The 14,429-nt window shown below is 68.8% G+C and carries 11 protein-coding genes; 7 read left to right on the top strand and 4 right to left on the bottom strand.

Features of this window, described 5'->3' with window-relative positions:
* Window positions 1-2: 2 nt before the first annotated feature.
* Window positions 3-1,898, bottom strand: coding sequence for a PQQ-binding-like beta-propeller repeat protein (locus ACPXY0_RS18275; RefSeq protein ID WP_423927058.1), 1,896 nt, complete (start codon window positions 1,896-1,898; stop codon window positions 3-5).
* 770 nt (window positions 1,899-2,668) lie between these two features.
* Here ACPXY0_RS18275 and ACPXY0_RS18270 point away from each other — a divergent pair.
* From ACPXY0_RS18270 to ACPXY0_RS18245, 6 genes are all read left to right on the top strand, one after another.
* Window positions 2,669-3,421 carry a hypothetical protein gene (locus ACPXY0_RS18270; RefSeq protein WP_423927056.1) on the top strand — a complete coding sequence of 251 codons (753 nt, stop codon included), beginning with the start codon at window positions 2,669-2,671 and terminating at the stop codon, window positions 3,419-3,421.
* A gap of 16 nt (window positions 3,422-3,437) precedes the next feature.
* Window positions 3,438-4,355, top strand: coding sequence for a hypothetical protein (locus ACPXY0_RS18265; RefSeq protein ID WP_423927054.1), 918 nt, complete (start codon window positions 3,438-3,440; stop codon window positions 4,353-4,355).
* Window positions 4,356-4,407: 52 nt separating this feature from the next.
* The gene (locus ACPXY0_RS18260) at window positions 4,408-5,232 is read left to right on the top strand and encodes a hypothetical protein (RefSeq protein ID WP_423927052.1); all 825 of its coding nucleotides are present in this window, start codon (window positions 4,408-4,410) and stop codon (window positions 5,230-5,232) included.
* 198 nt (window positions 5,233-5,430) lie between these two features.
* A complete protein-coding gene (locus ACPXY0_RS18255) occupies window positions 5,431-5,889 on the top strand; it encodes a hypothetical protein (RefSeq protein ID WP_423927050.1) in 459 nt (152 codons plus the stop codon).
* 530 nt (window positions 5,890-6,419) lie between these two features.
* Window positions 6,420-7,322 (top strand): hypothetical protein, encoded by a 903-nt coding sequence (locus tag ACPXY0_RS18250; RefSeq protein WP_423927048.1) that lies wholly within the window; start codon window positions 6,420-6,422, stop codon window positions 7,320-7,322.
* 13 nt (window positions 7,323-7,335) lie between these two features.
* Window positions 7,336-8,091: a hypothetical protein gene (locus tag ACPXY0_RS18245; protein WP_423927046.1), complete on the top strand. Its 756-nt coding sequence runs from the start codon at window positions 7,336-7,338 to the stop codon at window positions 8,089-8,091.
* 375 nt (window positions 8,092-8,466) lie between these two features.
* Here ACPXY0_RS18245 and ACPXY0_RS18240 read toward each other — a convergent pair whose 3' ends face one another.
* The 3 genes from ACPXY0_RS18240 to ACPXY0_RS18230 are packed head-to-tail and all read right to left on the bottom strand — an operon-like array spanning window position 8,467 to window position 12,653.
* Complete coding sequence (locus tag ACPXY0_RS18240; protein ID WP_423927044.1) at window positions 8,467-9,615, bottom strand: serine hydrolase domain-containing protein; 1,149 nt, start codon at window positions 9,613-9,615, stop codon at window positions 8,467-8,469.
* A 13-nt stretch (window positions 9,616-9,628) separates the two neighbouring features.
* A complete protein-coding gene (locus ACPXY0_RS18235) occupies window positions 9,629-10,450 on the bottom strand; it encodes a sterol desaturase family protein (RefSeq protein WP_423927042.1) in 822 nt (273 codons plus the stop codon).
* Window position 10,451: 1 nt separating this feature from the next.
* Window positions 10,452-12,653 (bottom strand): DUF4249 family protein, encoded by a 2,202-nt coding sequence (locus ACPXY0_RS18230; protein ID WP_423927040.1) that lies wholly within the window; start codon window positions 12,651-12,653, stop codon window positions 10,452-10,454.
* Window positions 12,654-12,849: 196 nt separating this feature from the next.
* Here ACPXY0_RS18230 and ACPXY0_RS18225 point away from each other — a divergent pair, with 196 nt between their 5' ends.
* The gene (locus ACPXY0_RS18225; protein WP_423927038.1) at window positions 12,850-14,421 is read left to right on the top strand and encodes a M20/M25/M40 family metallo-hydrolase; all 1,572 of its coding nucleotides are present in this window, start codon (window positions 12,850-12,852) and stop codon (window positions 14,419-14,421) included.
* Window positions 14,422-14,429 lie beyond the last annotated feature (8 nt).

Here is a 14,429-nt window from a genome sequence, read left to right as displayed (position 1 = left end):
GCTTACGGGCGGATTCGATAGGCAAGGAGAAGATTGCCGGGCATCTGGCTGAACAGGTCGTATCCCGAGTTCACGAGGATGTAGCCGCGCGCGACGACCGGCCCCGGTCCGTCGAGGGCGCCCCCGCGGCCCGGCACGCCGTTGACGGTCTCGAACTCGCAGGCCGTGTCCACATCCCACAGCACGGACCCGTCCTCCGTCGAGTAGGCACGCAGGTGGCCGTCCAGGCTCCCGGCCAGCACGGCTCCCTCGATCGTGGTCGGGGCCGCGGAGAAGTACGGCATGCAGCCCGGCCGGCCCTGGCAGACGGCGAGATCGGGCTCGGCGCGCCATAGCACCTCCCCGGCCGCCAGCTCGAGCGCGTAGACGCCGGGCGCGGGAGGATCCTCGCTGTTCGCCTGCGTCGAAACGCCCGAGCGGGGGTCGACCATGACCGCGAACGCGTGGTCGACGTTCGGCACGTAGGCGCGCCGCCCATCGGAGGCCAGGCCCCAGTGGATGCCGCCGAGCGCGCTCCCCTTCCCGATCCGGCGCGCCCACACGAGTTCGCCCGCGGCATCGGGGTCCAGGGCCCACACCATGCCGGACTTCTGGCCGGCCACGAGGAGCTGGGAGCCGTCGTCGCGCGTGACGAGGATCGGCGCCATCCCGAAGTCGTGGTCGGGACCCGATGGATCGGGGCAGTTCTGGAAGTTTCTCGGCGTCTGGCAGGCCATGTTCCAGGCGTCGTCCTCCCTCCCCTGGAACGTCCAGACCGCCGTCCCCGTCGCCATGTCGAGCGCAATGATGGCGTCGCTCGCCCCGGTCGTCGGCCGGGTGTAGTTCTCGCCCGTCCCGATGTAGAGGAGGCCGCGTGCGGCGTCGACGGTGGGACTGGACCAGACCGGTGCTCCCGAGGGCGCGAAGGTCCTCGCTCCAACCTCGTTCTCGCCCACGGGCCGGGGCGTCTCGGGCACGGTCATGAACGCCCACACCTGCTCGCCCGTCTGCGCCGAGAACGCAACGACGCCCCCGCTGGAGGTGCAGCACTCGTAGGTCGGATTTCCGGCGGTGAGGATCTCCATCGAGGAGAGCGGGACGAAGACCCGGCCCTCGTGGACCGCCACGCTCCCCGTGACCACATGATCCGAATGCGTCCCGGCGCTCGCCCGCCACCGGAGTTCGCCCGTGACCGCGTCGATCGCAAACACGTTCGTCCCGAAGTCCGCGAAGAACGCGGTCCGGCTCCCGTCCGACCCGTCGCCGATCGCGATCGCGCCGCGCACCGCCGCGTCGCCGGCGAAGACCCAGTGTACGCAGCCGGTCTCGAGGTCGATCGAGTACACCTCGCCGTACGCCGAGCCGACGATGATGCGGTCGTCGATGACCGCCGGCTTCGAGCGCACCTGGCTCGCGTCGGGAAAGCCGAACGCCCACGCGAGTTCGAGCTTCGGCAGGTCGGCGGCGGTCAGCCCCGCGCGGGTCGCATCCACGAACCCCGTTTCGCCGGCGCCGCCGCCCCAGCCGGACCAGTGTACGGCGCCCGTCCCCTCCGGCGCGCTCGCGCAGAAGGCGGACGAGGGCAGACGGGTCTCGGCCAGCGTCTCGCCCGTGAGCCATTCCGCCACGGCGCGGCGCTCCTCCGGCGTCAACTGCTCGCCGTGCCGGCGCATGCGGCCGGCCTCGAGCGAACTGAGCACGGCCCGCGGGGTCATCGCCCCGAGCGTCGTGAGTCCGGGCGCGCGCGCGGTGCGTTCGCCGGAGTGACACTCGGCGCACGAGGCGGCGTAAATGGTGTGGCCGGGGCTGCCGTCCATGGGAAGCGGCGTGAGCAGACCCCGGCCGGTCTCCTGGGCGGTCGTCGACCCCGCGGGGACGGAGACCGCGATGGCGACCGATGCGATGCGGAGCTTTCTCATGAGGCACCCTTCCAGGCGACGGCGGGCGGTTGGCTTCCGGGGAAGATAGGCCCCGGAGTTCCCACCCGTCGATCCCGCGCCCACCCATTGCGACCACCCACGGGACACCCCGCGAGTACGGCGTGACCTCCCGCTCTCAGCGCCGGATGTGCAGCGCCCCGGCGACGACCCGCCGCACCACGTCATCCGCCACGATGTGGGCCTGCTGCTGGGCAGTGATCGACGTGCCCATGGGACGGGAGCGGGGCGATCGCGGCCTGGGGCCTCGGTCCTGCGCAGCACGGCGTGATGAACGGCTACCTGATCTGATCCCCCGGTTCAATCCCCCGGCACGACGACCCGGGTGCCAGCCCGGGTGCCAACCCCCCAATGGGTGTTGTGCGGGAATCGTGTCGGATAGATTTGAGGCGTGAGTCCCGGGCGTGAGTCCCGGGCGTGAGTCCCGGGCGTGAGTCCTGTGCTGCCCGGGAGGATGGATGTTCAGGTGTTACCGTGCCGGTTCCGCCTCACCGTTCCGCCGTCGAGTTTCCCGCTTCGCGGCGCCTCCAGACGCTTCGTCGAGGATTGCCCGCGTCAAGTCCGGCTCAGACCGTCCTAACAGCGACGCGCCCGGCAGGTCGACCGTTCAATCACCATCGTGCAGTGGGACGCAACGCCGGGGGCCGCGGCCTTGGCTGGCGGTTCTCGTGGCGGGAGCATCGGCGGCGGGGCTCATGGCATGCTCCGACTCCGTTTGGGAGCCGCCTTACGCCACCGGGGGGGATCAGCAGATGGTGGCGCCCGTCGTGTCTCAGACCGGGCTCAGCGCCGATGTGGACAGTCTTCCGTCGTGGGAGACGGTCGTTCAGGGGATCGGGGGACCGGGGGGCGAGTTCTATTTCCGGCGCGCGACGGGCAGCTATGTCGCCCGCAAGTACGAGCTGGAGTATAGCTCGGAGGCGAACAGTGGGGCCAAGGCGGTGTGGGCGCGGCTACACAGCATCTGGGTAACCGTGAAACGTCCCAAGGCGGACGGGAGCGAGGAGGTGCTTCCCCAGCAGTTGGCGATCTGGGCGGTGTGCCTGCTCCCCGGGACGGAGCGCGGGAAGCTGGAGGCGAACGGGAGCGTGAAGGCGATTCTCAAAGAGCTGGGGCTCGAGATTCCCGATAAGATCTGGGCGTCGGCGCGGCCGCCGGGGGGCGGGCGCTGGGCCACGCTCTGGAAGCTGGCGTTGGGCTGGACTGCGCCGCGCTCTCTGCTCGCGGTGCAGAGGCCCGAGGATGATCCCTGCTTCGACCCAGTCTTCTCCACGAAGTGCGTCCCGTCCGAGATCGACGGACTCACGGTTATCGGGACGGCGGCGTGCCCAGGGCTCGACCTGGACTTTGATGCAGTAGGGGGGCCATGCAGCCTCTCCAAGTTCGTCCTCGAGGGAATCGAGATCATTCCCCATACTCCTACTCCGGTCCCCGCGCCCAGTGGTTCGCCGGGCGGCCCCCAAAGATGGCCCCAAAGATGCCGGCGATGGTGGCGACGACGGTGACGAGGGATCCAGGGTCGTGGCGTTCAACCTGAACTGCCAGTCACCGCCGCGTGGCTCAACCGGAGGTGGCAGAGTTACGACGACCGACACCGCCGTGACGCTCGCCAGCCTTACCTATGCCTGGGAGACGGGAGCGGGCGTGGCGCGCCCCGCGGGTACCGGAGAGTCTCTCACCAGGTGGGAGGGAACGGCCACGAGCACGCTCAGCATGACGGTCGGCATCTCGGGACCGGACATCGCCAGTAAGACGTTGAACCGGACGGTGACAGTGATGCCTCGGACCTGGGCCTTTCCTTCCGGACGCACCGTCGCTGTGTACGGCACTCCCCACACGCGACCTTGGAAGCGAGACGAGTGGGGGTTGTTCTCCGTCAATATCCCGGAGATTGTTGCGGATTCGGGAACGGGACCGTGGCAGGGAACGCGCTACGTCTCGTGGCCGGTGGAGATCATAGTCGCGCAGCTCTACATTCATCCGGACCTGAAACCGCAGGACCCTGCACCAGCTTGGGTATACGAGACCACTGGACCGGTGACGGCGGCCCAGCTTCGGCAGGACTGTCGGAACTACACGCAACTGGACACCGTAGCCACGGTTTACAGGACGAACCACGTATGTGGCACGGGCGCGGCCCGTTCGTCGTTCCACGATCCCGTGAAGCAGCACGAGGAGGAGCACGCGTCCAGGTACGAGACCTGTCGGGCCTCCCAACGTATCCGAGACCTATTGGACCAGATCGAGCCGCTCCTCGGAGCCGACACATCGGAGGCTGAGCGTCTCGCAGGCCAAGTGGAGAGTACTATGCGCGAGGGGATGAACGCGGGCGTTGCTGCGGTGACCTCGACCGGGAGGTTCTGGCACTACCGGTTGTCCGGAGGTTGGGTGCTCGACACAGCGACGGGTCTGGGCCACACCGGGACGGCGTGCCAGTGACGGGGTCCAGCGCGAGGCTGCGATTCTCGGCGATAGACGGAGGAGTTGCGACATGAGGCGAGTAACGATGTTGGTGGCGGCAGTGCTCTTGGACGCGTTGGCGCCGTGGCCCGCGGCGGGGCAGGCGCGAGAGGCGGACGAGGGGCCTCAGCCTTGGGCCCACCGGCGGGCGATGGTTCTGGACGAGGGCGGAGAGCTGCGCATCCCGACGCCGGAGACCGCGCTACGACAGCTCGTCGTGCCCCGCGATCCGGAGGGTTCCCGCATCGCGCCGGCCGTGGCCGTGCTCACGCAGCTGTTCGAGTCCCGGTCCCGCGCCGAGCTTGACGCGTTCGCGGAGTCCCTGGTCCGTCTGGCGTCCGACAAAGGCTACCCTGGACCGGTTCGGTTCGACGCGAGCTCTGCGTTGCGCCAGGTAGTGCGGCCGCAGGAGGGCGTCCCCTACGAGGCCGCGTTCGACCTGCTGGTGGGGTTGTACGAGACGCACCAGGTCGGCTTGGCAGGCGATGGGAGGAACGATCCAATCGCCGCAATCTACGCCCGCCACCGAGCGGCGGACTTCAACGAATCCATGCCCAGCGTACTGGACGCCCGTGGAGCTCTCCACACGGTCTATCTGGCGGATCCAGAGGGCCGGGGCCTGGAGTACCTCCTCGCCGCGATCGAGGCGGCGGGGCCTCCGGTGTCGCGCGAAGCCGGGCTTCGCTCGACGTGGTGCTCGGCGAACGACTTCATCTACAGGCACGCGCGGTTCAGCGGGGCGTCCACGGACGCGGCGCTGGGGGCGCTGCCGGTGGACTCCGCCACTTACCATGACCTGTGTGGCCTCATGGGCAGTATCCCCCGTGACTACCCCCCTCGTCGACGTAGCCGATGACCGGGTAGCCCACCCGTCTGACCACACGAGCGGAAAGACAGCGTCCGCGAAGCAGGATCCGTTGGTATCGGTGAACCCGGACCGGCGGGGATCCGCACTGTTCCCCAGCAGACGTTGCGGGCCACGCCGGGCGGTAGTGCCCGTGACGGGGTCCGGCTCGAGACTTGGCTCCTCGGCGACAATGGGAGAAGTTGCGACATGAGGCGAGGAACATTGTTGGTTGCGGCGGTGCTTTTGGGCGCCGTGACGCCGTGGCCGGCGGCTGGGCAAGTGCGGGAGGAGGACGCCGTGTCTCTCTCATGGTCCCAGCGGCGGGCGCTGGTTCTGGACGAGGGCGGGGAGCTGCGCTTCCCGACGCCGGAGACCGCGCTGCGGGCGCTTGTCGAGCCCCGCGATCCAGAGGAATCCCGCATCGCGCCGGCCGCAGCCGTGCTCACGCAGTTGTTCGAGCCGAGGTCCCGGGCGGAACTGGACGCCATCGCGGAATCTCTGGTCCGGCTGGCGTTGTCCGACAGGGCACACTTCGGACAGGTCCGGCTTGACGCGACAGCTGCGTTGCGCCAAGCGGTGCGGCCGCGGGAGGGCGTACCGTACGAAGGCGGGTTCGACGCGCTGGTGAGGGCGTACGCGACGCGCGCGGGCACGGGCGCTGGCTGACGGCGGGACGATCCGTTCCGCGAGGCTTATCGCACGGGCTCCTCTCCTGCGCCGCCAAGCAGCATCTATAGCTCTGCTACCCCCGATCATGTGAACGCCGGGGTAACGGTTTCGGTTCCGAGCGTAGTCCTCTTCAAGCGCAAGGATCGGCTGAAGAAAACGCGGGCCGAAGTCGGGATTCGGGGGTCGGCGTTCGACCTGTCCCGATCCGCTCCCCGCTCCCTTACGCCCGTCCTCCGTGCCACTGGACTGTCATATGGTATGAGGATGAGCAGACTCTGGTTTTCATGCATCAGTGTCCCGAGCTAATCGCCGAAGGATCATCCAGCAGGCCGGACGATCTGGAATGGGACGAAGCCCTCTTCGGGTGGGAGCCCCAGCCACTTCCCGGTCACCCGTTGACACCTCTCAAGCCGCCCGGGGGGAGCGATCCCGGCGGCAGTGGCTCGACCCCTCCCCCGAGCCCACCCCCTCCTCCCTCGGGCCAGCCGCTCTCGCTGACCTGCGGAAGTGGCGCCCGAGGATCCACCGTGCAGTGTGATATTTCCAAGGATGAGGGTGTGGAAATCCAGAGCGCGGCCTGGTCGTTCACGCCGGACGCGTCGAGCAGCAGGAAGAAGACTCTGCCTGGATCCGAGGAGTCGTGGGGTGGCGCAGCGGTGGAACCGGGCTCGATGGAGGTCGAGGTTACCTATACCGAAGGCGGTGGCAGCACCGAGCACGAAGAGACGCTGAGCGCCAACGTGGTCGTTTCCGCGAGGAGTTGGAGTTGGCCCGCGGGCCAGGGTGGCGTGGACGGCAGCAGGATACCCGACGGCTGCTACGGCAACGCCATGGGCCTCACGGTGGGGCGGATGGACGCGGGGTCGTGTTCGGGGTATTTCTTCGATTACTTGAACGGGTTTACGCCGGGTGCAGGTTCGGGGCCTTGGGCGGGTACCGGGTTCGTGGCGTCGAAGAATAACTCGTCGTCCGTCGCCGGGGCCTACTGGGGATACAACCCGCAGATCCGGTCGAACGGCCCGGCGTACGACCCCGCCACCCTTCCCAGTGCCATTCGGAACGTAGGGGCTTGCCGGAGCTCCGCGAACGTTCACACAGTCAATGGGTGCTCCTCGGGGGTTAGGGGGGACGACGACCGGAGCGAGGTCTTTGACGATCTGTTTGAAGAGGTGGAGGAGCACGAGACCAACCATGTGAACGCGGTGACTGCGGAGGCGGGGGACCACGACGTGTGGGGAGCCTGGGAGGCGGTGGTGGCGGCGTCCGAGTCCGCCGCCCGAACGATAGCCCAGACGGCGGCGTCCGAGGTGCAGACCGCGCTGCTGGACGCCACGCTGGCCGTGGACGCCAGCTACTCGTCCAGGACATTCCGCATATGGTGGTGGACGGGCAGTCAATGGGAAAAAGTCCGCGTTGAAACGGGGCACTGAAATGAAAACGAGAATGGTGTTTGGGGTAGCGGCGCTGCTGCCGTCGGCGATTCCCGCAGTGGCGCAGGAGCGCCACGAGCACCCGGATTGCCCGGATCCGGGAATGGCCTTTTGGGTCTATCCCGTGGGCCACTGGCACTATCCCGAGATCGTGGCGGAGCTGACGCAGCGGAACGGCCCCCGCTCCGCTGCGGAGCTGGACGAGGCAGCGCTGGAGTTGGCGCGGTCGGCGGCCGATCCCGACCCGGACTGGGTGGGCGAACAGATCCGGGCTCACTGGGAGGGCGACATCCGGGCCGGGGCCGAGGAGGCGGCTCAAGGACCTTGCTACGACACTTCCGACATCGACCGCATGGTGGCCCAGGCGATCGAGCGCAACCGCCATGATCCAGAGACCGCCCTAGGCCTAGGGATGGCCGGGGAAACACTCGAACTGGCAGCACACCGTGGATGGCGATCGTCAAGGCACCCACCGCACGCGGGGATCCCCTACGACGGCGACGGCGCGTTCGAGGCCGCGCTTCTGATGTTCGAGGAGACGGGGGATGGCGCCGGGCTCCTGGACGAACTGGATCCGGAGCGGGCGGCCGTGGTGTTCGAGCGCGCGGCCCTGCGTCCCGGCCCACTGGCGTGCGAAGCCCTGCACCGCCTGCGACGGTGGCACTGGGACGATGAGGATGAGCAATACGACCCGCACCCGTCGTACGAACGACTACGCCGCGAATCCCCCGAACGCTGCCCGGAACTGGACGATCCGAGCGGCGGATGACGTGGGCGACGTACATCACGATCTTCACCGGACTTGCGTGACTCTCGGGCTACGATTGTCGTGCGCGCCGTCAAGGGAAGGCTTTCCACTCCCACCTGCCCGGTCACAGACCAGGGAGTCGGCGCCGGATAGTTGGACGCGCAAGGGTCGGGATTGGACGCGAAGATGCCAGAGTCCGCTTCATCGACCCTCGCCGAGCTGGATCTGAAGCAATCCGCAGACGGCTCCTTGATGCGCGGAGGCACAACGGGCTCCGACGCATCAATATCGCACATCCTATTTGTTGCCCGGCCCGCCTGAGGCATACGGAACGCGGCTCCCGTGGTGGCTTGGCTACGGGCTCATCGGCAGCGCCGCGGCACGGGCGCCTCCACGCTATCGAGCGATCGGACGGGCTGAAGCCATGACCGAGCGGACGACGAGGTCGGCCACCGGGCCGGCCTGAGCGAAGGCGTAGTCGCGCACGCCCCGCCAGTGCGCCGCGGTGACTACGACGAGTTGGCGGTCCGGCACGACCCAGACGAACTGGCCGCCGTAGCCCCACATGACGAACGCGTACGACTCATCGCCACCCCCTGCCCGGTCGCTCCAGGTCTGGTAGCCGTAACCGGCGTCCCGGAGCACGGCGCCGAGGTCCCCCAGAGTGACGACACGAGACGTCTGCGCTTCCACCCACGCCGCGGAGACGATCTGCTGCGAGCCGGAAAGGCCGCCCTGAAGCAGAAGCTGTCCGATCTTTGCGGCGTCGCGCGACCGGAGCGCGAGGGCGGCGCCGCCCACGATCACACTGTCCTGCATGACCGGCCAGCGGCGGTTCGAGATCCCGAGCGGGCCAAACAGCTCGCTCTCGGCGAACTCCAGCGCGCTTCCGTCGACCGCATGGTCGACGATGACGGTCAGCAGGTGCGATCCGCCCGTGTTGTACATGAACCGCTGGCCGGGAGCGGCGATGACGGGCAGGTCGAGCACATAGCCGACGGGTCGGCCGGAGCGCGCCCAAGGGCCGAAATGTGCTTCGTCCGACCACTCGATGCCGCTCGTCATCGTCAGAAGATCACGCACACGGATGGCGTCATGTTCGGCCCTCAGCGAGGGATGCTGCAGCCAGTCGGTCATCCGCTGATCCGGATTCAGCGATCCCCGATCGGAGGCGATGCCGACGAGAAGCGCGGTCACGGTCTTCGTCACCGACCTCATGTCGAACGCCGAATCCCGGTGCATGCCGCCGAAGTACGCTTCGCGAACCAACCGTCCGTTTCGTGCGACGACGAGAGCCCGGAGATTCGGTACGGCTTCGTGCGCGCCGGCGAAGGCGGCCTCGAGCAGGTCCGGATCGAACCCCTGGGCCGCAGCCGTCGAGGTTGCCCATGCGCTCGAGATGTCGACGGGCGGCGGTACCGGATCGGGTCCGCCCCGGGGTTCGTCGGGGCCCGACGGCGACGCCTCACTCCCGCAGCCCGCGAGCCCCGCCAGACAGATGAGGCCGGCGAACCAGCCGCTTCTCCTCGCGCCGCCACGCTTCACGCCGCCCTCCCCGTCAGCGCGTCGGACTCTGCCGACGGGATTCGCGTCCACGCCGACGCCGGAACGGCATGGCGAGCATCCCGCGCAGCGTCCCCCACTCCGAGCGATCCAGGTTCTCGAGGCCGAGCCGAATGTCGCGCGGTTCCGCCCGGAGGCGGAAGCTCCCGAACGCCCGGTCCCAGAACGAGAAGATGCTCGAGTAGTTCGAGTCCGTCTCCGGCTGGTAGTCCGAGTGATGCACCCAGTGCATCCACGGCGTGACGATGAGCCAGCGCAGCCGCCGGTCCACCGCGCCGGGCACCCGCAGGTTGCTGTGGTGGAAGAGGATGATGGGCAGGAGGATCGTCTCGTAGACCAGCACCTCCGCCACCGTCAGCCCCAGGAGCGGGAGCACCGCCAGGCGGGCGATCGAGGAGAGGACGATCTCGCCCGTATGGAAGCGGAGCCCCGAGGTGGCGTCCAGTTCCGCGTCGGAGTGGTGGACCTGGTGGAAGCGCCACAGGAAGGGGATGCGGTGGTTGAGGCGGTGCCACAGGTACTGCCACGCATCGAACGCGACGACCGCTACCGCGATCCGGGCCCAGCCCGGAAGTTCGAGCAGGTGGAGGAGGCCGAAGCCGCGTGCCCTCGCCCCCTCCGTGACGAAGAGCGTCGCGGCGGCGAAGATGAGCGCCGTGACCGCCGCGTTCCCCACGCCGAAAGCGAGGTTTCGCGCTCCGTGCCGCGCCCGCGCGCTCCGGCCCTCGAACATCGGGAGGGCACCCTCGACCAGCCACAGGATCGCGAGGGCGAGCGTCGCCCCGGCGGTCTTCAGCGTGCCGGGATCGTCGAACACGCTACCGTGCGGGCCCGATCCCGTCGGCCACGCTCACCTCGGCCGCCCCGAAGAACCCGAACGGGTACCGCTCCGGGCGCGTGGTGTTCGCGACGTTCCCCCGTATGGTGGCGGGCGGGATGGAAAACGAGTTCCCCGTTCCGAGCGCGTTCTGCTCGAAGAGCGCGTAGTAGTCGTCGTAGCCCCGCCGGGAGAGCGAGGCCTGGCGGATCATGACGTGCGCCCCGGGCTCGATCACGACCTCGTTGTTGGGTTCGAAGCCGATGACGGGGCGGCCGTCGTACAGGTCGTCCCTGCTCACCAGATTGAACTGATTGCCCGAACTGGGCGGCGGCTCGTTCACTCCGTCGACGAACTGCTCCCACAGATAGAAGTCCGGGCCGCCCGGGGGGTCCGTATAGTCGATCGCGGCCCGGTAGCCCGCCGTGTCGTTGACGAGCGTCTCCTCCTCGAAGATGAAATAGAGAGAATCGATCGGGGCCACCGGCGTCAGCGACGCCGAAGCGGCGTACCGATCTCCCTCATAGTCGATGGAGAGCGCATACGTCTCCCCGATCCGCGCGTGGAGGTCGTTCGTCACGTAGTGGCCCGGCTCCGTCTCCGTGAACGGGTAGACGCCGCCGGCCCCGTCGGTCACCGTGACCCCGGCCCCCACGGCGGGGGGCGCGGGGCGGTTGCTGAAGAAGGCGTCGGTGGTCGTGAGCCGGACCCTCTGCGTCCCGCCGGGCGCTCCCTTCACGAGTGCGATCCGCCCCTCCACGACCAGCCTCGGCTCCGGGGGCGCGGGGATCTCGACCTCCACGATCCGCTCGCAGGCCGCGGCGAAGAGGCAGCCGGACAACGCCGCGAGACGGACTGCCCTCCTCCCGGCCATCAGAAGCGCCGCCGGTTGCTGATGCTCGGCACGATCCCGAACACGGAGGTCTCCACCGCCTCCGTCACGAGACGTGAGTCCTCTCTCTGCCGGAAGGCGAGCGCCTGTGCGTTGATCGTAGCGCCCGATGCCCGCGCCGAACTGCAACTGGTCGCGAGCCCCCAGCGTCCAGGATTCGTCGACGCTCAGACTCAGGTGGCGGACCCGGGAGTCCAGCGACACGGCGCGCGCGTTGAAGCCGCTCTGGATGTGGTAGTCGTAGTCGCTGAAGGCCAGCGTCACGTGCGAGAAGATGGGACCGAAGCCGTGATTCCAGCGCATCGTGCCGGCCGCGTTCCCCCACCCCACCGAGGCCACGCTGCCGACCTTGAGGCGGTCGCGACCGAAGTATCCGGACACCATGACCTGGCCGGTGGCTCCGTAGCGGGCGTTGGCCTTGGCGTTGAGATCGTAGAAGTAGGCGGTGCTCTCCCTCACCTCCGGGTCGCTGGCCAGGCCGAGGAAGAGGTCCGCGTAGGTCCGGCGCCCCGCGACGAGCCACGAACCGTTGCCGTCGAACAGCGGCCCCTCGAGGTTCAGCCGACTCGAGAGGAGGCCGAGGGTGGCGGAGCCCTCGAACTCGCGCGAGTTCCCCTCGCGCTGGTGGATCTCGAGCACGGAAGAGAGCCGTCCGCCGTACCGCGCGGGGATGCCGGCCTTGTACAGCGTGACGTCGTCCACCGCGTCGCTGTTGAAGGTCGAGAAGAGTCCGATCGCGTGGGCCGGGTTGAACACCTCGGAGTCATCGAGGAGGATCAGGTTCTCGTCGCCCGCGCCCCCGCGCACGTTGATGGCCGTGGTCGCGTCGTTCGTCGTCGTGATCCCGGGATAGAGCGTCAGCGTGCGCACGGGATCGGCCTCACCCAGCACGACGGGGAGTCGCGAGAGGGCCGGGGTGTCGAATTGGATCACGCTCATCTCGACCGTCCCGGGGTCGACGTCCGGGGGTTCGTGCTCCGTCTCCACGGTGAGTTCGGCCACGGAAACCGGCCGCGGGGGAAGCGCAAAATCCGCCGAGGTCGTCGCCTCGAGATTCACGTCGCGGGTGACGGTCTCGTATCCGAGTCTCGACACGCGGATCGTGTAGCCGCCGGGCGCGAGTTCGATGGAGTAGTACCGGAACCGGTTGGTCGCGATGGAGAGTCCGGGCTCCACAATCTCGAGCCGGGCGGTACGGAGCACCTCGTCGTTCGCCGCCGACCGCACGTACCCCGACAGGCGGACGGTTTCCGGCTCCTGCGCGTGCGCCGCGCCGACGCCGGCGAAGATCATTGGGATCAGGGCCAGCATCGGCAGGCCCGCCCGTGCCTTGAGGCTGATGGTCGGTTTCTCGACTTGTCGTGACAATCCGGCCGCACGGCATGGCAATCCGGCCGCGCGGCGGGGCCGTGGCCGCACGCAGCCGGGGCACGCAAGTTCCACGCCCGGGGCTGGCGCCCGCAGCAGTCTAGCCCCTCGGGAAACAACCTACAAAGGATCGAGCATGATGAAGCGGATTCCTTCCTCCGCGCGCCTCACCGTCCTCGCGCTCGCGGCGCTCTCCGGCGTGGCGGGTGCGCGAGATTCGGCCGCCCAGACCTTCCCCACCGACGACCCCGTGATCCGTCTCATGTGGGAGGAGGGGATGGGGGACGGATCGCAGGCGTTCGACCTCTCGCAGGCGCTGATGGACTCGATCGGCCCGCGGCTGATGGGATCCCCGGCTTTCGACGCGGCGGGCGACTGGCTGCTGGCGCGGTACGCGGAATGGGGGATCGAGGCGGAGAAGCAGGAGTACGGGACGTGGACCGGGTGGGAGCGGGGCTACAGCCACATCGACCTCATTGCGCCGCGGGTCCGCTCGCTCGAGGGGATGATGCTCGCCTGGAGCCCCGGAACGGACGGTCCGGTGGAGGCCGATGTCGTGCTGCTCCCCCAGGTGGGATCGCGTGAGGAGTTCGACGCCTGGCTGCCGTCGGTGGCCGGCAAGGCGGTCGCGATATCGTTCCCCGAGCCGACCTGCAGGGAGGACCAGTCGTGGGAGGACCACGCGACGCCCGAGACGGTCGAGAGAATGCGCGCCAGCCGGGACGAGGCGCGGGGGGCGTGGTTCTCCGGTATGCGCAACGCAGGAGACGACTTCGCCCAGCGGATCGCCGACGCCGGGGCGGTGGCGCTGCTGACCGGACGCTGGTCGCAGGGGTGGGGGGTGGACAAGATCTTCAGCTCGCCGACCCGCACGGTGCCCGGCCTGCACCTGAGCTGCGAGGACTACGGGCTGCTGGCTCGGCTCGCCGAACGCGGCCAGTCGCCGCGGGTGCGGATCGACGCGCGCGCGGAGTTCCTCGGCGACGTCCCGGCCTCCAACGTCGTGGGTCGGATCCCCGGCGTCGAACTTCCGGACGAGTACGTCCTGCTCAGCGCGCACCTCGACTCATGGGACGGCGCCTCGGGCGCCACGGACAACGGCACCGGCACGATCATGATGCTGGAGGCGATGCGCCTTCTGAAGGCCGCCTACCCGAACCCGCGGCGGACCATCCTCGTCGGACACTGGGGCGGCGAGGAGCAGGGCCTCATCGGCTCGACCGCGTTCGCGGCGGACAACCCGGAGGCCGTGGACGGCCTTCAGGCCGCGTTCAATCAGGACAACGGCACGTGGCGGATCGACTACATCCGCATGCAGGGCTTCACCGGCGCCGGGGCCCACTTCGGTCGCTGGTTCTCGAACATCCCGGTCGAGATAACGGGGCACATCGAACTCGACATCCCCGGCGTGCCGGAGACGGGCGGCAGCGACCATATGTCCTTCATCTGCAAGCCCGCCCCCGGGTTCCGGCTGCAGTCGAACTACCCCGACTACCGGCAGTACACCTGGCACACGAACCGGGACACGTTCGACAAGGTCGTGTTCGACGACCTGCGGAATAACGCGACGCTCGCGGCGATGCTCGTCTACCAGGCGTCAGAGGATCCCGAGCGGGTGCCGCGCGACATGCGCGTATTGCCGGCCGGCCCACGCGGCGGACCCGGCCAGTGGCCGCAATGCCGCCCCCCGCGCCGCAGCGCCGGAGGCTAGCAGTCCGA

This window comes from Candidatus Palauibacter sp., assembly GCF_965237495.1.
Taxonomy (GTDB): Bacteria; Gemmatimonadota; Gemmatimonadetes; order Palauibacterales; family Palauibacteraceae; genus Palauibacter.
The sequence above is the reverse complement of the archived record's forward strand: the minus strand, read 5'-3'. Positions and strand labels throughout refer to the sequence as shown.